19 protein-coding genes, 1 tRNA gene and 1 pseudogene are annotated in these 20,635 nt (G+C 70.3%); 8 read left to right on the top strand and 13 right to left on the bottom strand.

Annotation, left to right across the window (positions count from 1 at the left end; all coding sequences use genetic code 11):
- The 4 genes from EXE47_RS17205 to EXE47_RS17190 all read left to right on the top strand — a co-directional run.
- Nucleotides 1–1,119: thiamine ABC transporter substrate binding subunit (locus EXE47_RS17205; protein WP_137708543.1), on the top strand; the 1,119-nt coding region annotated here is incomplete at its 5' end.
- A gap of 27 nt (nucleotides 1,120–1,146) precedes the next feature.
- Complete coding sequence (locus EXE47_RS17200) at nucleotides 1,147–2,943, top strand: iron ABC transporter permease (protein ID WP_089308507.1); 1,797 nt, start codon at nucleotides 1,147–1,149, stop codon at nucleotides 2,941–2,943.
- Nucleotides 2,933–4,102 carry an ABC transporter ATP-binding protein gene (locus EXE47_RS17195; protein WP_089308508.1) on the top strand — a complete coding sequence of 390 codons (1,170 nt, stop codon included), beginning with the start codon at nucleotides 2,933–2,935 and terminating at the stop codon, nucleotides 4,100–4,102. The genes EXE47_RS17200 and EXE47_RS17195 overlap by 11 nt, the downstream gene beginning before the upstream one ends.
- A gap of 465 nt (nucleotides 4,103–4,567) precedes the next feature.
- Nucleotides 4,568–4,825, top strand: coding sequence for a hypothetical protein (locus EXE47_RS17190; RefSeq protein ID WP_049932058.1), 258 nt, complete (start codon nucleotides 4,568–4,570; stop codon nucleotides 4,823–4,825).
- Between the two features lie 47 nt (nucleotides 4,826–4,872).
- Here EXE47_RS17190 and EXE47_RS17185 read toward each other — a convergent pair whose 3' ends face one another.
- Nucleotides 4,873–7,266 carry an amino acid permease gene (locus EXE47_RS17185; RefSeq protein WP_089308509.1) on the bottom strand — a complete coding sequence of 798 codons (2,394 nt, stop codon included), beginning with the start codon at nucleotides 7,264–7,266 and terminating at the stop codon, nucleotides 4,873–4,875.
- 213 nt (nucleotides 7,267–7,479) lie between these two features.
- Between EXE47_RS17185 and EXE47_RS17180 the strand changes: the two genes are divergently transcribed.
- Nucleotides 7,480–8,589 carry an alanine--glyoxylate aminotransferase family protein gene (locus EXE47_RS17180; protein ID WP_089308541.1) on the top strand — a complete coding sequence of 370 codons (1,110 nt, stop codon included), beginning with the start codon at nucleotides 7,480–7,482 and terminating at the stop codon, nucleotides 8,587–8,589.
- A 55-nt stretch (nucleotides 8,590–8,644) separates the two neighbouring features.
- Here EXE47_RS17180 and EXE47_RS17175 read toward each other — a convergent pair whose 3' ends face one another.
- The 3 genes from EXE47_RS17175 to EXE47_RS17165 form a co-directional block, all read right to left on the bottom strand.
- A complete protein-coding gene (locus EXE47_RS17175; RefSeq protein WP_049932051.1) occupies nucleotides 8,645–8,941 on the bottom strand; it encodes a hypothetical protein in 297 nt (98 codons plus the stop codon).
- Between the two features lie 69 nt (nucleotides 8,942–9,010).
- Nucleotides 9,011–9,310 (bottom strand): DUF424 domain-containing protein, encoded by a 300-nt coding sequence (locus EXE47_RS17170; protein ID WP_049932049.1) that lies wholly within the window; start codon nucleotides 9,308–9,310, stop codon nucleotides 9,011–9,013.
- The gene (locus tag EXE47_RS17165; protein ID WP_089308510.1) at nucleotides 9,311–10,210 is read right to left on the bottom strand and encodes a tetratricopeptide repeat protein; all 900 of its coding nucleotides are present in this window, start codon (nucleotides 10,208–10,210) and stop codon (nucleotides 9,311–9,313) included. It abuts the gene before it with no gap.
- Nucleotides 10,211–10,321: 111 nt separating this feature from the next.
- Here EXE47_RS17165 and EXE47_RS17160 point away from each other — a divergent pair, with 111 nt between their 5' ends.
- Both EXE47_RS17160 and EXE47_RS17155 read left to right on the top strand, forming a co-directional pair.
- Nucleotides 10,322–11,014 carry an SdpI family protein gene (locus EXE47_RS17160; RefSeq protein WP_089308511.1) on the top strand — a complete coding sequence of 231 codons (693 nt, stop codon included), beginning with the start codon at nucleotides 10,322–10,324 and terminating at the stop codon, nucleotides 11,012–11,014.
- Nucleotides 11,015–11,141: 127 nt separating this feature from the next.
- Entirely contained in the window at nucleotides 11,142–11,804 is a 663-nt protein-coding gene (locus tag EXE47_RS17155; protein WP_049932043.1) for a hypothetical protein, read from the top strand.
- A 21-nt stretch (nucleotides 11,805–11,825) separates the two neighbouring features.
- Here the strand turns inward: EXE47_RS17155 and EXE47_RS17150 are convergent, their stop codons facing one another.
- Nucleotides 11,826–13,193 (bottom strand): M20/M25/M40 family metallo-hydrolase, encoded by a 1,368-nt coding sequence (locus EXE47_RS17150; RefSeq protein WP_089308512.1) that lies wholly within the window; start codon nucleotides 13,191–13,193, stop codon nucleotides 11,826–11,828.
- A 105-nt stretch (nucleotides 13,194–13,298) separates the two neighbouring features.
- Between EXE47_RS17150 and EXE47_RS17145 the strand changes: the two genes are divergently transcribed.
- Nucleotides 13,299–13,372, top strand: a tRNA-Lys gene (locus EXE47_RS17145).
- Between the two features lie 220 nt (nucleotides 13,373–13,592).
- Here EXE47_RS17145 and EXE47_RS17140 read toward each other — a convergent pair.
- The 8 genes and pseudogenes from EXE47_RS17140 to EXE47_RS17105 all read right to left on the bottom strand — a co-directional run.
- Nucleotides 13,593–14,249, bottom strand: coding sequence for a lactate utilization protein (locus EXE47_RS17140; RefSeq protein WP_049932039.1), 657 nt, complete (start codon nucleotides 14,247–14,249; stop codon nucleotides 13,593–13,595).
- Nucleotides 14,250–14,569: 320 nt separating this feature from the next.
- Complete coding sequence (gene thsA, locus EXE47_RS17135; RefSeq protein WP_080508593.1) at nucleotides 14,570–16,222, bottom strand: thermosome subunit alpha; 1,653 nt, start codon at nucleotides 16,220–16,222, stop codon at nucleotides 14,570–14,572.
- A gap of 418 nt (nucleotides 16,223–16,640) precedes the next feature.
- Nucleotides 16,641–17,183, bottom strand: coding sequence for a KH domain-containing protein (locus tag EXE47_RS17130; protein ID WP_006114650.1), 543 nt, complete (start codon nucleotides 17,181–17,183; stop codon nucleotides 16,641–16,643).
- A 283-nt stretch (nucleotides 17,184–17,466) separates the two neighbouring features.
- On the bottom strand, nucleotides 17,467–18,462 hold the full coding sequence (gene rio1 / locus EXE47_RS17125; protein WP_049932038.1) for a serine/threonine-protein kinase Rio1: 996 nt from the start codon (nucleotides 18,460–18,462) through the stop codon (nucleotides 17,467–17,469).
- Between the two features lie 85 nt (nucleotides 18,463–18,547).
- Entirely contained in the window at nucleotides 18,548–19,096 is a 549-nt protein-coding gene (hjc, locus tag EXE47_RS17120; protein WP_049932036.1) for a Holliday junction resolvase Hjc, read from the bottom strand.
- A 135-nt stretch (nucleotides 19,097–19,231) separates the two neighbouring features.
- The gene (locus tag EXE47_RS17115; RefSeq protein WP_049932035.1) at nucleotides 19,232–19,603 is read right to left on the bottom strand and encodes a rhodanese-like domain-containing protein; all 372 of its coding nucleotides are present in this window, start codon (nucleotides 19,601–19,603) and stop codon (nucleotides 19,232–19,234) included.
- Nucleotides 19,604–19,684: 81 nt separating this feature from the next.
- Entirely contained in the window at nucleotides 19,685–20,251 is a 567-nt protein-coding gene (locus EXE47_RS17110) for an NADPH-dependent FMN reductase (RefSeq protein ID WP_049932033.1), read from the bottom strand.
- 263 nt (nucleotides 20,252–20,514) lie between these two features.
- A pseudogene (locus tag EXE47_RS17105) lies at nucleotides 20,515–20,635 on the bottom strand (IS630 family transposase); the annotation flags it as partial.

Below are 20,635 nucleotides of genomic sequence, written 5' to 3'. Positions count from 1 at the left end.
GAGCAGGTCGACGACGGGGGCGACGGCGGGGACGGGGGCGGCGGCAACGGAACCGACGACGGCGGATCGGAGAGCGGCGACGGCGGCGACGAGACGCCGACCCTGACGGTCGCCACGTACACGAACTTCATCGACGCGCCGTCGGTGAGCCCCGGCGAGTGGCTCAAAGGGGAGTTCGAGAGCCGGTACGACGCCACGCTGGAGTGGGCGACGCCCGACAACGAGGTGAACTACTACGTTGAGCGCGCCGCCTCTGGCGCGGGCATCGACGCCGACCTCTACGTCGGGCTCACGACGGAGGACCTCGTCCGCGTCGACGGGGCGCTCGACGAGGACCTCTTCGCCGAGGCGGGCGACGTCGACGGGCGCGACGCGGTCAAGGAGGGACTCCGGTTCGACCCGTTCGAGCGGGCGGTCCCGTTCGACACCGGCTACGTCAGCCTCGTGTACGACAGCACGACCACAGAGGCGCCGGAGACGTTCGACGGACTGCTCGACGACGAGCAGGCGGGCGCGCTCATCGCGCAGAACCCCGGCGGCTCCGCGACCGGGCGGGCGTTCCTCCTCCACACGATCAGCCGCTTCGGCGACGGCGGGGTCGCGAGCGACGGCGACGGCGAGGCCGTCGCGGGCGGGGACGGCGACCCCGACTACGACTACCTCGACTACTGGGCGGAACTCCAAGCGAACGACGTGCGCGTGCTGGGGAGTTGGGACGACGCGTACGCGGCGTGGAGCGAGGGGGAGGCGCCGATCGTCGTCTCCTACTCCACCGATCAGGTGTTCGCGGACATGGAGGGCGCGGACCTCCAGAAGCACCAGATCCGCTTTTTGAACGACCAGGCGTACGCGAACCCGGAGGGGATGGCCCTCTTCGCCGACGCAGACGAGCCCGACCTCGCCCGCGAGTTCATGTCGTTCATGCTGGAGCCGGACGTTCAGGGGGAAATCGCCCAGCGCAACGTCGCGTTCCCGTCGACCGACGGCGCGGAGCTGCCGAGCGACTACGCCGAGCTGGCGAAGGAGCCGGCCGACCCGGTGACGTTCACCTACGACGAGCTCCAGGGCTCGGTCGACGCGTGGGTCGAGGCCTGGGAGCGGCAGTACGCCGGGAACTGATCGCGTGTCCGACGAGGGACCGAGCGCGTGACCGACCACGACGGGCGACTGTCTCGGCTCGGGAACTGGGCCGAGGCGCGCGCGCTGACGGCGCTCGCGGTCCTCACCAGCGCCGCGCTCGTCGTCGCCTTCTACTACCCGACGGCGACCGTCCTGATTGAGGCGGTCGTCGTCGACGGCGCCGTCACCCTCGGCGCCTTCGCCGAGGTGCTCACCGACCCGTTCTACTTCGGCGAGCTCGCCCGGCTGCTGTCGGGCGAGTCCCCGGTCGCGGTCGCGCGGGCGCTCCTCTCGCCGGACCGCCGGCTCGGGATCGTCGGCTTCACCGCGTACCAAGCGGTCCTCTCGACCGTCGCGAGCGTCGCCCTGGGCCTCCCGGCCGCCTACCTGCTCGCGCGCTTCGAGTTCCCCGGGCGGCGAACCCTGCGCTCGCTCACCATCGTCCCGTTCGTCCTCCCGTCGATCATGGTGGCGGTCGGGTTCGTCGCCACGTTCGGCGAGAACGGCACGTTGAACGCCGCCCTGACGACGCTCGGACTCCCGCGGGTCGAACTCATGTTCACCCTCGAAGCGGTGGTGATCGCCCACGCGTTCTACAACGCGCCGCTGGTGGCGCGCGTGACGACCGCGGCGTGGGAGTCGGTGGACGCGAGCGCGGTCGAGACCGCCCGCAGCCTCGGCGCCGGGCCGGTCCGGGCGTTCGTCGACGTGGTCGCGCCGCAGGTGTACCCCGCCGTCCTCACGGGCGCGGCGCTGACGTTCGTGTTCACCTTCGGAACCTTCCCCATCGTCCTGGCGCTCGGGGGGTTCGAGCTCGTGACCGTCGAGGTGCTCGTCTACCGGTTGGTGCGGGACCTGAGCTACGCCGAGGCCGCCGTGCTTGCGATCATCGAACTCGCGGTCTCGCTCGGCGTCCTGCTCGCGTACCTCCGGTACGAGGCCCGGCAGTCGACCGGCGCGCGCGGCGCTCGGCCGCTCCCCCGGCGCCCGCTCTCCCCGCCCGCCGCGACGCTCCGCGAGCTGTTGCCGCGGGCCGGGCTGGCCGCCTACGGGGTCGTCGCCGGGGTCGTCTTCCTCGCGCCCATCGCGTCGATGGTCCTCGCGTCGGTGACCGGCGGCGACGGCGCGCTCACGCTCGACCACTACCGATTCCTGGTCGAGCGCCAGCAGACGGGGGCGGCGTTTCAGGTGCGGCCGTGGCCCGCGATCCGGAACTCGCTCGCGTTCGCGACGGGCGCGACGCTGCTCGCGCTCCCGATGGGCGTCGTCGTCGCGGTGTTGACCACGCGGCGGTACCGCGGGCGGACGCTGGTCGACGCGGCCGCGATGGCGCCGCTGGCGGTGTCGGGGATCATCGTCGGGCTCGGTCTCCTGCGGGGGCTCGTCTTCGGCGTCGAGATCGGGGGGTGGCGGATCGCCGCGAGCGGCGCGGCCGCGATCGTCGTCGCGCACGCGGTCTCGGGCTACCCGTTCGTCGTGCGCACCGTCTCGCCCGGGCTCGCCGGGCTGGACCGCTCGCTCGTCGAGTCCGCGCGGGCGCTCGGCGCCTCGCGGGCGCGGGTGATCCGGGACGTGGAGATCCCCCTCGTCTGGCCCGCGGTCGTCGCGGGCGCGGCGTTCGCGTTCGCCGTCTCGATCGGCGAGTTCACCTCGACCGTCGTGCTGGCGACCGGCGCCGACGCGTACACGATGCCCGTCGCGATCGAACGGTTCATCGGGCGGCGGCTCGGACCGGCGACCGCCATGGGCGTCGTCCTGCTCGTCGTCACCGGGGTCAGCTTCGTCGTCATCGAGCGGCTCGGGGGTGACCACCGTGGGCTCTGAACCGAAGTCGGAGTCTGCGCCCGACCCACCGGTCGCGGTCGAACTCGACGGGGTGACGAAGCGCTACGGCGAGACGGCCGCGGTCGACGACGTGCGCCTCCGGGTGCGGGAGGGCGAGTTCTTCACGCTCGTCGGTCCCTCCGGCTGCGGGAAGACGACGACGCTCCGCCTGATCGCCGGGTTCGAGGAGCCGACGAGCGGGACGGTCCGGTTCGGCGGCGAGTCGGTCGCCGGCGTGCCCCCGGAGGACCGCGACGTGGGCGTCGTCTTCCAGAGCTACGCGCTGTTCCCGCACATGACCGTCGGAGAGAACGTCGCGTACGGGCTCAACTTCGCCGACCCGCCCGACGGCGTCACGCGCGACGAGCGCGTCGCGGAACTCCTCGAACTGGTCGACCTGCCGGACGCCGCCGACCGCGACCCGGAGAGCCTCTCGGGCGGCCAACAGCAGCGGATCGCGATGGCGCGGGCGCTCGCGCCCGGCCCCGACGTGCTCCTCCTCGACGAGCCGATGAGCGCGCTCGACGCGCGGCTCCGCGAACGGCTCCGCGCGCAGGTGAAGCGGATCCAGTCCGAACTGTCGATTACCACGATATACGTCACGCACGACCAGGAGGAGGCGCTGGCCGTCTCCGACCGCGTCGCGGTGATGAACGACGGGACGCCGGAGCAGGTGGCACCCCCGCGGACGGTGTACCGCGAGCCCGCGACGCGGTTCGTCGCGGAGTTCGTCGGCGACAATAACGTGTTCGCGGGCCGCGTCGTGGAGTCGCTCGGCGAAGGCGAACTCGCGGTCGACGTCGACGGCGGCGACGAGACCCTCCGCGTCGCACCCGGGGGCGGCGGCGATGCGGGGGAGGGCGCGCCCGCGACGAACTCGCCCGAAGTCGGCGACCGGATCGCGTTCTGCGTCCGTCCGGAACACCTGCGCGTCGCGAGCGCGGGCGGAGCAGGGGGCGGCGAGACCGCCGCTCCGGTCGGCGAAAACACGCTGCGCGCGACGGTCGCCAGCGCGGAGTTCCTCGGCGAGACGACGCGCGTCACGCTCGACTGGGGCGACCGCGAACTGCTCGTCCGGACCGTCGACCCCCTCGACGGCGCGGTCGCGGTCGGGTTCGACCCGAGCGACGGACACGTTATCAACACGGAGCAGCGCTGAATCCCTCACGGTGGCGCGTGCCTGCGAGCGGCCGCCCTCGGCGGCCGCGACGGAGCGCGCGAGGTCGCCGGCGCTACGCGCCGGCTGCCAGAGAATCTTCGATTCTCGCTGGACGCGGTGAGCGCTCGAAGAGCGCGAACCGCGAGGCTGGGGAGGCGTGAGGCGCCGTGCGGTTGCGGTCGGGCGGGACTCAAAGGGGCAGCCGGCGAGGCGGGCGCAGGCGACGTAAGCACCGAACGAGGGAGCGACAGCGACCGAGTGAGGCGCGCAGCGAGCGTGCGCCCGCCTCGCCGGCTGGGGCTTTGGGAGTGTTCGCCGCCGGTCTGCTGATAGTCGCTTATAAACGAGTGGGTGCTGATTGAGCGGTGTTCACCGCAGAGCTGTCAATTGCGTCTCTCCAAACAGCGGCGATATATAATTACCGAGGCGACACGCCTTACCCCGCGGACCCCGTGAGAGACGCGTATGGCCTCCGAGGCGTGCGACGTGTGCGAGCGGTCCGTGCGGATCGCCGGCGGGATCGGCGACCTGTGGAACTTCGCGTTCGAGTCGACGCAGGGGCTGACGCTCGAACTCACCGACGGCTCGGAGTTCTTCCTCTGTTTCGACTGTATGGAGCGGCTCCCCGACGACCACGAGCCGACCGCCGAGGACGTCGCCGCCCTCCGGGAGCGCACCGACCCGGTCGAGGACGACGACAACCACTTCTGGCACTGGGGCTGACGGGGATCGTTCGGACGCCACCCGCTATGTAACATAAATTCGCCGCGTCAGTCTGCCTTCGACTCGTCGCCCGCGCTCGACCCCTGGTCCGCGCCCTCGTCGATCTCGGGCGTTGACGGCTCCGGTCCGACGCCAACCTCCGCTGGCGTCTCCGTCGCGTCCGTCACGTCGTTCGACCGCGCGCCGCTCCCGAACAGCCGGCCGAGGATGCCGCGCTCGCTACGGGGCTCAGCGAGCAGGACGGAACACTCCACCTCGTTGAGCACGTCCAACACGAGCGACCCGCTGACCAGCCGCGAGAGCAGTCCCTTCTGGGTCGCGCCGATGATGAGCATCGTCGCGTCGCGGGCGGCGCGCTCGATGCTGTTCTCGACGGCGCCGCTTTCGATCCGGAGCGTGGCGTTGGAGAGGTCGTGCGCGTCGGCCCACTCGGTGAGGAACGCGCGGCCCGCCTCCTCGTCGTCCTCGGCGACGTGGAGCAGCGTGACCTCGCCGTCGAACTCGGTCTGGAGCATCTTCGCGACGGCGCCGGAGAGGTCCGAGGCCGGACCGCCCGCGGTCGGCACGAGGATGCGCGAGGCGTCGAACCCGCGGTCGCGGAACACGAGGAAGTCCGAGGGGAGCGAGTACGCCAGCTCGTCGACTGCGGACTCGGCGCGCCCGGGCGCCCCGTGAGAGTCCTCGCCCCAGCCCATCACGGTCATGTCGGCACCGTAGGTGCGCGCGGCGTCGAACACCTCCTCGAACACGCGGTGCGACAGGACGACGTGGGTCTCCACGTCGACGCCGAACGTCTCCGCGTCCTCGCGGGCCTGATCGAGGAGACCGTGCGCCGCCTCGTGGGCGCCGCGGTCCCGGGCCGCCTCCAGCGACGTCTGGTCGGGGACGTTCGCGATGTTGACCGCGACGACGGTGCCGTCCCGCTGCTTTGCGATGGCCGAGGCGAGCGTGATCAGGTGTTCCTCGGTCGCGGGGTTCGCGAGCGGCACCATCACCCTGTAGTCGTCGCCGCTCGGCTGGACCGAGGTCGCCGCCGAGACGGCCTGCTCGGGCAGGTCCTCGGAGCGGTCGAGGATCCACGAGCCGAGCACGCCACGCGCTTCCACCTTCCCGCGGGCGTACAGCAGGTACCAGAGCAGCGCGAAGACGACGAGCCCGGCGGACAGCAGAATGATCGTCGGGTCGATGTAGATTATCAGCGCGAACGACGATATCGTACCGATGATCGGAACGAGCGGGTAGAACGGGACCTCGAAGTCGGGATCGTACCCCTCGACCTCCGACTCGCGCATTACGATGAGCGCGAGATTGAGCAGCCCGTAGACGACGAGGTGGAGGACGGAGCCCATCGTCGACAGCGACTCGACGCTCCCGGCGACGAGGAAGACGAGGATGAGCGCGCCGGTGAGCGCGATCGACTTGTAGGGCGTTCCGAACCGCTCGTGGATCTCGTTGAGCGACGGCGTGACGATCTTCTCGCGGCCCATCGCGAAGTTAATCCGCGACGAGGAGAGGATCGACGCGTTCGCGGACGAGGCGGTCGCGAGGAGCCCGCCGATCAGGAGCATGCTGGCGCCGAGCGCGCCCAGCGAGAAGCCGAACACCTCGTACTGCCCGAAGAGGAGTCTGGCGGCGTCGACGACCGCGGTCTCGTTGTTCGCGACGAGTTCGTTCGGCACCGCCGCGAGGAGGACGAGGAGGAACAGCGCGTAGACGACCGTCACGATGACGACCGAGCCGAGCACCGCGAGCGGGAGGTTGCGGCCGGGATTCTTGATCTCCTCGGCGACCGAGGTGATCTGGACGAAGCCGAGGTACGAGACGAAGATGATCCCCGTCACCGGCAGCACCTGACTCGTCGTTCCCGGCGGGGCGAGCGGCCGGAGCGATTCCATGTCGGCGTTCAGGATGCCGACGACGGTGAAGACGGCGAGGATCCCGAGGAGCGAGAGGACGATGACGATCTGGAGTCCGCCGGTCTCCTTCGCGCCGAAGTAGTTGACCGCGATGAAGAGGAGCGCGCCCGCGAGCCCGATCACCTGCGCCGCCTCCAGCGTCACGAAGCCGATCCCGACCGGACCGAGGCCGATGAGGGCGTTGACGTACTCGCCGAAGCCGTACATGTAGAAGGCGGACGCGAACGCGAGCCCGAGCCAGTTCGCCCACCCCGCGACGGAGCCGAACATCGGCCCGAGCGCGCGGTTAACGTAAAAGTACGCCCCACCGGACTTCGGCATCGCGGTGCCCAGCTCGGAGGCCGAAAGCGCCGTGAACAGGGCGATCACGCCGCCGAGGACAAAGGTGAACGCCGCGAGCGGCCCGGCGCGGGCGACCGCGGTGCCGGGCAGGACGAAGATCCCGGCGCCGATCATCGTCCCGATCCCGATGGTGAGCGCCGCGAGCGGGCCGAGGTCCTTCGCGAGCTCCTCGTCGCCGCTCACGGCGGGCCACCCCGGGCGGTTGCGACTCTCGGTGTGTGTATCATACCATGATTCTCTGCTCTGTGCCTATAAAGACGGTTGATCCGCGCAACTCCACCGCGGTGCCGCCTCGGCCCGCCGCCGGTCGCGCCCGGCGCCGGCGTTCCCGGTTTTTGAACGTAACACAAGGAACATACCCGCACGCGTCCCGGTACGAACTAACAGGTGGATCCCGTGACGAAGAAACGCGAATACCGCGACGACTACGACGAGAAGACGCTGTACATCCCCGGCCCGACGGAGGTCCGCGACGACGTCATCGAGGCGATGGCCGAGCCGATGTTCGGGCACCGGATGGACCGGATGACCGACCTGTACACCACTATCGTCGAGGACACGAAGGAGTTCCTCGGCACCGACCACGAGGTCGTGATTCTCACCGGCTCCGGCACGGAGTTCTGGGAGACGACGACGCTCAACCTCGTCGACGAGCACGTCCTCGTCCCGACTTGCGGCGCGTTCAGCGAGCGCTACGCCAACGTCGCCGAGCGGCTCGGCAAGGACGTCGACCGGCTAGAGTACGAGTGGGGCGAGGCGGTCAAACCCGCGGACGTGCGCGAGGCGATCGAGTCCGCGGACGCGAAGTACGACATGGTCGCGGGCGTGATGAACGAGTCGTCCACCGGCGTGCGGAACCCGGTCGAGGAGATCGGCGACGTGATCGCCGAGTACCCGGACACGTACTTCGCGGTCGACGCCGTCTCGTCGCTCGGCGGCGACTACGTCGACATCGACGAACACGGCATCGACGTGATCTTCGCGTCCACTCAGAAGGCGTTCGCGATGCCGCCGGGGCTCGCGGTCTGCGTCGTGAGCGACGACGCCTACGACCGCGAGGTCGAGAAGGGCGACTCCTCGTGGTACGGCGGCTTCCGCCGGACGATCGACTACTACGACCGGAAGGGACAGACCCACTCGACGCCCGCCATTCCGATCATGCTGGCGTATCGCAAGCAGATGAAACGCATGCTGGAGGAGGGCCACCGCGCCCGCGACGAGCGCCACCGCGAGATGACGGAGTACGTCCACGACTGGGCCGACGAACACTTCGCGATGTTCCCCGAGGCGGGGTACGAGTCGCAGACGGTCGCCTGCATCGAGAACACGCAGGGGATCGACGTGGCCGCGACGATCGAGGAAGTGAGCGAGGAGTACGACATGGCGTTCTCGAACGGCTACGGCGACCTCGGCGAGGAGACGTTCCGAATCGGCCACATGGGCGAGCACACCGTCGAGAGCGTGAAGGAACTCACCGACGCCATCGAGGACGTCGCCGGGCTCTGATCGGGTTTCGCCACCCGGTCCGGCCCGTCTTCCGAGTCGATCCGTCTCCCGATCCTCAGTCTCCCTCGCGGTCGGCGACGAGTTCGATCCGGTAGATCCGCCCGCCGCTCTCGGTGCGGTCGGCGTCGACGACGACGAAGGCGTGGTCGCCCACGTCGACGATGTCCCCCGTGTCGAGCGGCTCCGTCGGTCCGTCGTCCGGTTCGTCGCCCGGGGCCGCGCCTCCGCCGACGGCGTCCGCGCCGACGCCGAGCGCGGCCTCCCCGCGGTCGATCGCGCGCCGCCAGAAGGCGTCGGACGGCGGCCGCGGCCCCACCCGCGACGCCAGTTCGCTCCGCGTGAGTCGTCTCATCGGATTCGCCTCGTCGCCCGCGCCCTTAGCCGGTTCGGATCCCGGCGAGACGCGGGCGGCGGTGCGCCGCTACAGCCAGAGCAACTGCGCGTGCCGCGTCTCCTCGAACTCTAAGACGGTCTCCTCGTCGACGAGCCCCGCGTCGACGGCGACGCCGACCGCCTCGGTGCCGACGATGTTCGCGACCTGTGCGCGCTGAAGTCCCGCGACGACCTCCTCGGCGGTCGCCTCGACGGCGTCGTCGCCGCCGTAGAACTCCTCGCTCACGGTGATCGTCGCGCGGCCGTTGTCGTACGTCTCGCCGAGGCAGTCCGGATCACAGACGGAGACGAGCCGTCCCTCGGCGGTCTCGCGCTCGCGGAGGAGCATTCAGAAGCCCTCTGGCCCCTCGCCCTGAAGCTCTCGCTCCGGGCCCTCGGGGTCGCCGCCCCGCCCGCCGCCGGCCTGCCCGCCCTGACGGCCCTGTCCGCCGGGAGCGCCGCGACCGCCCTGACGACCCTGCCCGCCGGGTCCGGGGGCCTGCCCAGTCTGCTCTTCGACCATCTGCTCTTCGGCCTCGCGACGGAGCTCCTCGGCGCGGTCGGCGACCTCCTCGGCCTGCTCGTGCTCGCCGGCCTCCTCGAGGGCGCGCGCCTTCTCTTCGAGGACCCCCGCGTCGCGGTAGCCGAGGCGGATCGCGTTGTCGAAGCACTTGACCGCGTCCTCGGCGAGCCCGCGCTCGACCAGCAGGAACCCGCGGTTGTACCACGCTTCCGCGAAGCGCGGGTCGGTCTCGACGGCGCGCTCGGCGTGTTCGAGCGCCTGCTCGCTCCGGCCGGACTCCCAGAGCGAGTACGCGAGGTTCGTCTCGGCGGTCGCGGCGTGTTCGGACTCCTCGTCGATCCGGAGCGCCTCCTGATACGCGCCGATCGCCTGGTCGAACTCCTCCAACTGAGCGTGGGCGGCGCCCTTGTTCACCCACGCCTCCTGCGCTTCCAGCGAGTCCTCCTCGGCGAAGTTGGCGGCGCGTTCGAACGTCTCCGTCGCCTCTTCGAACCGGTTGATCCCCATGTACGAGAGGCCCACGTCGATCAGCTGCTCGACGTCGACGTCCTCGCTGCCGATGTTCCGGCGGTCCAGCTCCTCGGTCAGCACCCGGGAGTCGACCGGGTCGACGCGGCTCGGGTCCTCGCCGAGCTCCGGCGGGTCGAGCGTGAACGCGTCGTAGTCGGCGTCGACGCCCTGCCCCGAGGAGAACTCGTGGCCGTCGTCGTCGCGTTCGTCGGTCATATGGCCAGAGTTGGCGGTCACGACCGGTAAGGGTTGCGTCGCGCCGGGGTCTTCGGGTCGGAGTCGCACGGGTGGGTACCTTTTATCGGTTCGGCGCGTGTCTCCGGCCGCATGCCCTCCGAATCCGTGCTCTCCACGCGGCTCCGGTTCGGCGTCGCGGTCCTCCTCGTCGCCGTCGGCGCCGCCGCAAGCCTCGCAGTCGCACCGGACCTCCCGCAGCGAATGGTAACGCGGTGGAACGCCGCCGGCGAGCCGACCGAGACGCTCTCGCGGACGGCCGGGATGTGGCTCGTGCCGGGGCTCGCGGCCGGACTGATCGGCCTGTTCGCCGTGCTCCCGCGGATCGATCCCCTGTGGGAGAACGTCGCGGCGTTCCGGGTCCACTACGACCGGTTCGTCGTCGTCCTCACGGCGTTCCTCGTCGCCCTCCACCTCGCCGTGCTCGCCGTCAACCTCGGCTACGCGGTCGACGTGACGACGGTCGCGGCCGCCGGCGGCGCCGCGCTGTTCTACTACCTCGGGACCCTGCTCCCGCACGTCGAGCCGAACTGGTTCCTCGGGATCCGGACGCCGTGGACGCTCAGCGACGACGCCGTCTGGGACCGCACCCACGCGCTCGGTGCTCGGCTGTTCAAGCTCTCGGCCGCGATCGCCGCCGTCGGTCTCTTCGCCGGCGAGTACGCCGTGTACTTCCTCGTCGGCCCGGCGCTCGCGACCGCCGCGGTCACCGTGGCGTACTCGTACCTCCTGTACGCGAGGGGAACGGACGAGGGTGACGACGGGGCGGCCCGGGCCCCGAAGTAGCGTCGAGCGCCGACGACCGGTCCGGACCGCGAAGCGCATCGACCCCCGGCGATCCGGCGCGTCCGGCGTTCGAGCGAGTTCCGCCCCGGTGCCCGGCGTTTATATTCGCGGCCCCGAAGGTGTGTGTATGACCGAGGAGTCACGCGCTGACCGACGGTCCCCCGTCGGCGAACCGGTGGTCCGGTCGGACCCGTCGGTGACCGGCGACCGGGCCGCGGACGCGGTGGGGTTCGACCCGAACGACCCCGACAGCGTCGCCGAGGCCGCGAGGACCGTGGGCCGCTTCGCGGCCGGCGACGTCGGCGACGACGACAACGTCCTGATGCTGCGCGGCGCCGCCGCCTGCGCGGCGCTCGTCCGCGGTGTCGGGTCGTACAAGGAAGCCGCCGAACGTGCCGGAGACGACGTGAGCGTCGCGTTTATCCGGAAGTGGGCGCGGGTCCACGACCTCCCGCAGGCGATCCGGCGGCAGGTCGCCAACGGGCGAATCGCCCCCAGCGCGGCGAAACACGTCGCGCGGCTCGGCGGGCGGGACCGCTACCTGCTCGCGTGGGCGACGATCGACGGCGACCTCACCGTGCGGGAGGTCCGCGCGATCGCGTCCGCGGTCAACGACGGCGCGGAGGTCGAGGCCGCCGTCAGCGAGGCCGGGGTCGAACTCGGTCGGCTTCAGGTCCGGCTCCCGGCGGAGACGTACGTCGAGCTGCGCCGACGGGCGTCGATGGAGAGCGTCGATCCGGGGTCGATCGTCGCCGACGCGGTCGACGAGTACCTCGACGGCGACCGGTAGGAACTGCCCGTCACCGGACGACTACGCCGCGTAGTCGCGCGCGAACCGTCCTGCGGCGGCGGCGATCGCGTCGCGTGCCCGGACGACCTCCTCCCACGCAATCGTCTCGTCGGGGTAGTGCGCCTCGTCGATGGTACCGGGCCCGAACAGCACCGCGGGGATCCCGGCCGCGACGAAGTGTCGCGAGTCGGCGCCGTACGTCGCGCCCCGCGGCTCGACGTCCGGGAGCCCCGTCGCGACGAGGCCGGCACGGACCGCCTCGACGACCGGTTCGTCGACGGCGACCTCGGCCGGCTCGAACTGGACGGAGAACCGCTCGAACCGCGGCGGGTGATCGCGCAGCCAAGGGTCGGCGTCGACGACATCGTCCAGGCGCTCGCGGAACGCCGCCTCCACCTCCGCGACGGTCTCCCCGGGCGCGACGCCGATCCGGAACTCCGCTTCGAGCGTCGCCGGGACCGTCGACGCCCACGAGCCCGCCTCGACCCGGCCGCAGACGACCGGCCACGGAACAGCGAACGACCCGTACAGCGGGTGCGAGACCGACTCGCCGCGCTCGGTCTCCAAGTCCGCGAACGCCTCCCGCACGGCCTCGAAGCGCGGGAGCACGTCCTCGCCGCGCCACCGGGTGGCCGCGTGGGCGCTCCGGCCGTCGATCTCGATCCGGGCCATGAGCGACCCCTCGCAGGCGACGACGGGACGTAGCTCGGTCGGCTCGGCGACGATCGCCGCGTCGCGCTCGAAGGGGTACGGGTTCGCGAGCGCGGCGGTCGCGGCGCCGTACCCGCCGTCCTCCTCGCCGGCGACGGCCTCGACGACGAGTCGGAGCCCGGACGGCGGCAGGTCGACTGCGCCGTCGGCGACCCCGTCGCGGACATCGACGGCGGCGCCGACGCAGGCCGCGAGCCCGCACTTCATGTCGGCCGCGCCGCGGGCCGTGAGGGTGTCGCCGCCCTCGTCGGCGACGGCCGGGTCCGCGTTTCGCTCCGACGTGTCGCGCCAGACCGGCTCGAAGGGGTCGCTCGACCACTCCGCCGCCTCCGCGGGCACGACGTCGAGGTGGCCGTTCAGGACCAGCGTGGGGACCGGGTCGGCGGCGGCGGACTCGGGGGCCGCGTCGTCGCCGTCGCTCGCGCCACCGTCGTCGCCCGCGCCGCCCAGTTCGAGCACGCCGGCGACGCTGCGCCGCCCGTCGACGGCCGCTGCGTCGAGGTCGTCCGGGAAGGAAGGGTGGTCCGCGAGGACGGCGGGGTCGGCGTCCCAGGCGTACGTCTCGAAGCCGAGGTCGGCGAGCCGCTCGGCGACGAACGCGGCCGCGGCCGCCTCCTCGCCGGCGGTCGACCGGTGGCGACAGAGCTCGGCGGCGAACGCGCGCATGTCGAATGGCATGCTCCCGGCGACGGCTGGGGGTCGGAAACCGTTTCGGGTGGCGACGCCGACGCCTTCCGCGGTTCTAAACGTTTATCCGTCGGCTGCCCCTACAGCGATTTGTCTGGGCCGGTAGCTCAGTTAGGGAGAGCGTCCGGCTTTTAACCGGACGGTCGGGGGTTCGAATCCCTCCCGGCCCGTATCCTCGCGGCGAGCAACTCCGCCAGCCGCGAGGCCGTCGAGAAGGGAAAGGTTCGAAACCGCCGAGCGTGGCGCTACCGCGGAACCGACGCGGCGGTCCTCGGAGGATCGGGGACGGGTTACAGTCTCACCGTCTCGGCGTCGCACGGTGGGGGCTGGCGGTCGTCCAAAGGGAGAAATCGTGTGCTCTGTCGGCGTGTATCGCGCGGCCGCGGGAGATCAGTAGCCGAGCTGCTCACGCACGAGAACGACCGTCGTCCGGCCCTCCTCGGTCTCGCGCCGGTAGACGAGCTGTTTCGCGATCGCGGACTCGGCGCCGTACGCCTCCTGCGCGCGCTCGTTCTCCAGCGGGTACGCGACCGACTCCAGCCGATCGAAGGCGTCCGAGAGCGTCGGGACGATCTTGTTGATCCCGGTGACGATGACGACGTTGCCAGCGGCGAACGGGTACGCGCCGATCCGGCTGCCGGAGAGGTCGGCGGCGACGAGCTCGCCGGTCTGTGCGACCGCGTTGATCCCACCGAGGAAGTAGTCGGCCGTCTGCGAATCGCGCCGCGCGGCCTGTCGCTCCGCGTCGTCGTCGATGCTCCAGATCTGGTCCGGGAGGCTCTCCCACTCGTGGTCGCCCTCGCTCAGGAACTCGTCGAACCCGATCTCTTCGAGCGTCGTCGAGTGCCCGTTCATCACCGAGGCCTCGTCTGGTATCTGGGCGGTAACAGTCTCCAGCGCCTCGTCGGCGTCGTCGACGACGAGCACGTCGAAGCCGCGCTCCGCTAAGTTCGCGACCGTCTCCTCGACGGTCTCGTCGTCTGGGAGCTCGTCCAGTTCGGCGTTGATCTCGGTGTCGTCGGCGTAGTCGGCTTTCTGCTGTGGCATCGTAAACGTGAGAACCTCGTCGGGAGAACGAACGGGCGGGAGTCACTTAATCGCTCGCTGACACCGCCGTCCAGTGGTTACGCGGGTGTTACCGTCGTGTCGCGCGGATCGAATGTGGGTGTCGCTAGCGCGGACCGAATGTGGGTGTCGCTAGCGCGGATCGTAACTGACGGGGAGCGAGACGGTCGCGTCGCTGGAGCGTCGGCGTCGATAAAAATCGCGTGTCGTCGTGGCCCGAAGGGGCGCGCGACGGTCGATCGGTGAAGCGGTCCAGCGGAACAGCTGCGGTCGGGGTGGGGGGTGAAGGCGTTAGCCGAACTTCACATCGCGCCGCCCATGCCGCCCATGCCGCCCATGCCGCCGCCCATGCCGCCGGGCGCGCCGCCGGGGCCGCCCTCGTCGCCGCCGTCGTCGGTGCCGCCGCCCTTGAGGTCGCCGGCCGCGATGACGTCGTCGATGCGGAGGATCATGACGGCCGCCTCGGTGGCGGACTCGATGGCCTGGGTCTTGACGCGGAGCGGCTCCACGACGCCCTCGGCCTCCATGTCGATCACGTCGCCCGTGTAGGCGTCGAGACCGGCGCCGAACTCGCCGCCGTCGTGGCGGGAGCGGAGGTCGACCAGCGAGTCGATGGGGTCGAGACCCGCGTTCTCGGCGAGGGTGCGCGGGACGACTTCCAGCGCGTCGGCGAACGCCTCGACGGCGAGCTGCTCGCGGCCGCCGACAGAGTCGGCGAAGTCGCGGAGCTGCAGCGCGAGCTCGGCCTCGGGGGCGCCGCCGCCGGGCAGCACCTGCCCGTCGAGCAGCGTCGTGCGGACGACGCCGAGCGAGTCATCGATGGCGCGCTCGACCTCGTCGACGACGTGCTCGGTGCCGCCGCGGAGGATGAGGGTGACGGACTTCGCCTCTTCGACGTCCTCGACGAAGATGCGCTCGTCGCCGCCGATGTCCTTCTGGGCGACGGAGCCGGCGAAGCCGAGGTCGTCCGACTCGATGTCGTCGAGGTTGGAGACGACGCGGCCGCCGGTCGCGCGGGCGAGGCGGTTCAGGTCGTCGGACTTCGCGCGGCGGACGGCGAGGATACCCTCCTGCGCGAGGTAGTGCTGGGCCATGTCGTCGATGCCGTCGCCGACGAAGACGACGTCGGCGCCGATGTCGACGAGGTGGTCGACCATCTCGCGGAGCTGCTCCTCTTCCTGGTCGAGGAACTGCTGGAGCTGGTCGGGGTCCGTGACGTTGACCTCGGCGTCGATCTCCGTCTCCTTCACCTCGATGGCGCCGTCGAACAGCGCCACGTCGGCGTCCTCGACCGCGAAGGGCATGTTCTCGTCGACGCGCTCCTTGTCGACGATGACGCCCTCGACGAGCTCAGACTCGTCGATGGAGCTGCCGACGACCTTCTCGACGGAGACGTTCTCCGTGTCGATGCCGTCGTCGTCCTGGACCGCGAGGACGGCGTCGACGACGAGCTCGGCGAGGAGGTCCTTGGAGTTCTCCGCGCCCTTGCCCGTCATCGCCGTCTCGGCGATCTCGACGAGTGTGTCGCGGTCGTCCGCGGAGACGTCGATGGCCTCCTCGTCGAGGATCTCCTTGGCCTTCTCGGCGGCCTGACGGTACCCCTGCGCGAGGGTCGTCGCGTGGATGTCCTGGTCGAGGAGCTCCTCGGCCTGATCGAGGAGCTCACCGGCGACCACGACCGCGGAGGTGGTGCCGTCGCCGACCTCCTCCTCCTGCGTCTCGGAGACCTCGACGATCATGTTGGCCGCCGGGTGGTCGATGTCCATCTCTTTCAGGATGGTGACGCCGTCGTTCGTGACGACGACGGACCCGCCGGAGTCGACGAGCATCTTGTCCATCCCTTTCGGGCCGAGCGTGGTGCGGACGGACTCCGCGACCGCCTTGCCGGCCGTGATGTTCATGTTCTGCGCGTCCTTTCCGGATGTTCGCTGCGATTCCTCGGAAAGTACGATCATGGGCTGATTGCCCATCCGCTGGCGCTGTGACATTACGACCATTGATTGTTTGTGATTCTATATAAACCCTTTGTTCAGGTCGTGCGAAATCGCAACACGGTGGGGGAGTATCGGCCAGTATGCGGTGAGTTCACACGACCCTTTATATAGTACGCTAACTCGACCGTTGAGGCCGAGGTTGAGCGGCGCCAAACTACGGCGGCGCGTGCCTGCGAGGCCGCTCTACGGCCGGATAGCACGCGCGAGGTCGGCGACGCAACGCGTCGGCTGCCAGATGGACCGGAGGTCCTTCGCCGGAGTCGGCCGACTGAAGGAAGGCCGACGAGGCTGGGGCTTTGGCGGAGATCAGCGTATCCCGGTAGAGGTCGTCGTTAGTCGAAAAGCGACCGCGGCCGCAACGGGAAAAAGATATTCTCTGTTATTGCGGCGCGTTGAAGCTCACGTCGTCGTCGAGCTCGTTCGACATGCGCTCCAAGTACGAGTACACCGCGCCGTGCGGAGCCCCGTCGAGCAGCATTCCGACAGCGCGCCGCACCACCTCCAGCTCCTCGGGCTGCCCCACCGCGCCCACGGTCGACCCGTAGACGACGACGTTCGCGCCCGACAGCTCCTCGATGAGCTCCCGAGTCCGGCCGTTCTCGCCGATTATCCGGCCCTTCTTACGCTGGAGGTCGTTGTCGTTGCGAGTGTGTTCGGAGAGGTCGACCAGGTCGAGCGTCCGGAGGTCGTGGTCGAGGATCGACAGCGCGGTCTCCGGCTTGAAGCCGCGGCCGATCGCCTTGATCACGTCCGGGGCCACCATCGCCGCCACGGGGTCGTCGCGCTCCTCGATGGCGACGCTGCCGGACTCGGAGTCGATGTCGAGCCGCACGTTCGCCCGCTCTTCGATCTCTCGCATCGTCTCGCCGCCGGCGCCGATGACGACGCCGATCCGGTCCTGCGGAACCGTCACGTGTTGCATATCACGGAGTACCCGGCGGAGCCTTTTAAGAGTGTTCCGCGGCGGGCGCCGTGTGGCCGCGTGACGGTGGTCTCCGGCCGGTTGTCCGTCCGAAGGCGTGTCACACCGGAATGAGGTTTTTCTGTCGACTCCGCGAGCGACGCGTATGGAGATCAGACCGCCGGCGTCGGACGCGGACTCCGGGGGACTGATCCGCGTACAGGGGTTGTCCGAGGAAACCTATCCGACCGCGACCTACGCCCGCGAGGTCTGAGCCTCGACGCCGCGACGGAAGCGCCCCGAATTACGCCTCGTCGGAGGCTCCGGTCGACTTCCCGTCTGCCTCCGCGTTCGACTCCGTCTTCCCGCCCGACGCCGGCTCCCCGGTCGGGTCGGCCTCGGGCTCCGTCACGTACGCGCGGAGGTCGTCAGGGTCGACGTCGAGCCCCTGCCGGGTGAAAAACGTCGCCACGTTCTCGCAGTCGCGGGCGAGGAACTCCCCGGCGTTGGGGTGGTGAACCGTCACGGCCTGCCCTAGGTCGATGATCACCAGCTCGCCGTCGTGGATGATCATGTTGTACTCCGAGAGGTCGCCGTGGATCAGGCCGGCACCGTACAGCCGGCGCATGTACTCGCGGACGACCTCGTAGGCGGTCTCCGGGTTCTCCACGTCGACCTCGCTCAGCCGCCTTGCGCGCTCCGCGGCGTGGCCGACGAGCTCCATCACGAGGACGTTCCGCTGGACCGCGATCGGTTCCGGGACCCGGACGCCGGCCTTTTGCGCGCGCGAGAGGTTCGCGAACTCCTTGCGCGTCCACGCCAGCACGACCGCCTTCTTGTCGCTCGCGATGCCCTCGAAGCGCGGGTCGCCCTCCAGGTAGTCGCGCATTTGCCGGAAGTTCGAGGAGTTGATCCGGTACACCTTCACCGCGACCTCGCGCTCGGGCGTGACGCCCTCGGGGCCGCCGCCGGCCGCCTCCGACCCCGGCTCCGGCCGCTCGCCCGCCTGCCCGCCGAGCGCCTCGAAGACGCTCGCCTCCTTCCCCGTCGACACCGGCCCGCCGAAGGCGTCGACGTAGCCGTCCTGGACCAGCTTGTACACCGCCGCCAGCGTGGCGTCGTCGAACACCGACTCCTGGAGCTTGAACTGCTCGGTGTCTTTGATCCGCTTGCGGAACTCGTCGAACTCGCGGTCCTGCCGCCGGGCGATCCGGTCGGCCTCGGTGTCGGAGACGTCGAGTTTCTCCCACTCGTCGCCGGGCTGGTCCGCCGGTTCGAGCAGGCCGAAGTCCTCGCTCATTCGTCCCGGGGTTCGACGCGGCGAGGGATAAGCGAGGGGGTCCGCGGGCCGTCGAGGCGACCCGGGAAGGCGGCCGCGCCGACCGTCACAGCACGTCGAGCGCGTCCGCGACCGGCATGTGCCCGTCGCGGACGGCCTCTAAGATCGTCCGCCGCTCCTCGGTCTCCGGGTCGGTCGCGTCGCCGTCGTCGCCGTCGTCGCCGACTTCCGCGAGCGTCACCTTCTCGGTCTCGCCGACGAACTCGGGGAAGTCGGTGCCGTCGGCCAGCGCTTTCTCCTTTTTCACCCGGTACGAGCCGGCGTCGGTGGTGTAGAGGTCGCCGGGGTGGAAGAAGTACCAGTCCTCGCGGTCGAACCGCACCGCGATCCGCGCCTTCGCACCGAAGTTCCGCGCGAAGAACAACAGCGCTTCTACCTCCTCGCCGGTGAGGTAGATCGGGTCGCCCGCGCTCGACTTCGCCTCGATGGCGTAGAACGTCTCGCCGTCGCCCGCGAGCACGTCGGGGAGCTCGCGCTCGGTCGCGGAGCCGCTGGCCGGCGCGCGCATCACGGCGAAGCCCGCCTCGTCCAAGGCGTTCACCAGTTCGCGCTCGCGGCGGTCCCCCTTCCGGTTAGCGGACACGGTCGTCGTCACCCGGTTCGGTCATGGGCGACGTAGACGCGAGCCGGGCAAAAGCCCGGCGGGTCGCGGAGCGTCGACGGCGGGGTCGTAGGGTGTCGACGGCGGGGTCGCGAGACGCCGGTGACGAACTCGCAGACGCGATCGACTTCACCCGCGCAGCCGCCACCACAGCGACCGGAGCTTGTACCCGAGCGAGTCCCGCTCGTACCCGTTCCAGCCGCTCATCCCGCCGGAGAGCGTCGACGCCTCGTAGCCCGCCTCGTCGAGGACGCGGGTCGCGCGCTTGGCGACGATCCCCATCTTACAGACGGTGACGACCTCGCTGTCGTCGGGAATCTCGTCGAGCCGGCGGCGGAGCGCGGCGTCGTCGCCGCTCCGGAGGTCGTCGTACACGGGCACGTTCCGGCTCCCGTCGATCGCGCCGCTCCCGTAGTCCGACTCGGGGCGGATGTCCAGCAGGAACGGCTCGTCGTCCGTGCCGAGGCGCTCGTCCAGCTCGTCCGGGCGGATACGGCTCATCGGGGGACGATCGGTCTCGCGGGGCAAATCCCTGCCGGCTGCGGCGCGTCGAGCGCGGCGACCGCGGGGCCGCGACCGGTCTCACTCCCGCAGCCGCTCCGAGTGTTCGACGACGACCCGTCCGAGCCGCTCGGTGCGCCGGCGGAGGTCGTCGTCGGTGATCCGCGGACCGTCGTCCGGGGCGTCCGCGTCTCCCGGTCCGCCCGTCTCGACCTTCGAGGAGGCGCCCCGGATCCCGACCTCGTGGGGGACCGTCCACGCGTGGACGTTCCGGAACGTCGAGCGGAGGTGTTCGAGCGTCCCGCCGTAGGAGCCGCCGCCGGCGGTCGCGAGCAGGCCGACGGCGGTGTCTGCGTACTCGTCGGAGCCGCAGAAGTCGTGGAAGTTCTTGAACGTCGACGAGTAGGATCCGCGGTAGACGGGCGTGCCGGCGAGGACGCCGTCGGCCTCGCGGACGCGGCGCTTCAGCGCCTCGCTGTCGCCTTGGGCGTCCTCTTCGGGGTGGTACAGCGGGAGGTCGACCGCGGCCAGGTCGATCAGGTCCGTCTCGGCGCCGGCGTCGGCCGCGGCGTCGAGCGCGACGCGGAGGGCGGCCCGCGTGGTGCTGGCCGCGCTCCGGCTGCCGGAGACGGCGACGATTCGGGTCATACCTCGAGTTCGAGACCAGATACTAAAAACGGAGGCGATCGACGGGGAGCGGACCCGAAACTCCGACCGTTAGTGCCTTGGAACTAATTGGCAAGGTCGATTCGCGCCGTTATAACTCCGGCCCCTCGATTGTAAGTAGCCGGTAGCAGATCGGCGGCGGCCACCTCCGAAGTCCCGGCCTCGCGGCGCCCCGGTGAGTCCCCCTCTGCCCAGCACAGCACCTCACGCCTCCCCAGCCTCGTCGGACCGGCGCAGTATAATGATTAAGATAACATTCGAAAGTCAAGGAACTGTTCACACCACTTCTTTGCGAAGCTGACGCGTTTCGTTATTTTCTCAAAAGTTTCCTGAACGAGGTCTTTGAATTCCGCTTCGCTCTCAACG

It is taken from the genome of Halorubrum sp. GN12_10-3_MGM (assembly GCF_005435235.1).
In the GTDB taxonomy this organism is placed as follows: Archaea; Halobacteriota; Halobacteria; order Halobacteriales; family Haloferacaceae; genus Halorubrum; species Halorubrum ezzemoulense.
The sequence above is the reverse complement of the archived record's forward strand: the minus strand, read 5'-3'. Positions and strand labels throughout refer to the sequence as shown.

Bases quoted from the DNA above. Each gene is read 5' to 3' on its own strand.
- EXE47_RS17115 (WP_049932035.1), bottom strand. From the start codon at position 19,603: ATGAGCCGTATCCGCCCGGACGAGCTGGACGAGCGCCTCGGCACGGAC.
- EXE47_RS17150 (WP_089308512.1), bottom strand. From the start codon at position 13,193: ATGCCATTCGACATGCGCGCGTTCGCCGCCGAGCTCTGTCGCCACCGG.
- thsA (WP_080508593.1), bottom strand. From the start codon at position 16,222: ATGATCGTACTTTCCGAGGAATCGCAGCGAACATCCGGAAAGGACGCG.
- EXE47_RS17155 (WP_049932043.1), top strand. From the start codon at position 11,142: ATGACCGAGGAGTCACGCGCTGACCGACGGTCCCCCGTCGGCGAACCG.
- rio1 (WP_049932038.1), bottom strand. From the start codon at position 18,462: ATGAGCGAGGACTTCGGCCTGCTCGAACCGGCGGACCAGCCCGGCGAC.
- EXE47_RS17175 (WP_049932051.1), bottom strand. From the start codon at position 8,941: ATGAGACGACTCACGCGGAGCGAACTGGCGTCGCGGGTGGGGCCGCGG.
- EXE47_RS17130 (WP_006114650.1), bottom strand. From the start codon at position 17,183: ATGCAACACGTGACGGTTCCGCAGGACCGGATCGGCGTCGTCATCGGC.
- EXE47_RS17190 (WP_049932058.1), top strand. From the start codon at position 4,568: ATGGCCTCCGAGGCGTGCGACGTGTGCGAGCGGTCCGTGCGGATCGCC.
- EXE47_RS17165 (WP_089308510.1), bottom strand. From the start codon at position 10,210: ATGACCGACGAACGCGACGACGACGGCCACGAGTTCTCCTCGGGGCAG.
- EXE47_RS17110 (WP_049932033.1), bottom strand. From the start codon at position 20,251: ATGACCCGAATCGTCGCCGTCTCCGGCAGCCGGAGCGCGGCCAGCACC.
- EXE47_RS17140 (WP_049932039.1), bottom strand. From the start codon at position 14,249: ATGCCACAGCAGAAAGCCGACTACGCCGACGACACCGAGATCAACGCC.
- EXE47_RS17170 (WP_049932049.1), bottom strand. From the start codon at position 9,310: ATGCTCCTCCGCGAGCGCGAGACCGCCGAGGGACGGCTCGTCTCCGTC.
- EXE47_RS17160 (WP_089308511.1), top strand. From the start codon at position 10,322: ATGCCCTCCGAATCCGTGCTCTCCACGCGGCTCCGGTTCGGCGTCGCG.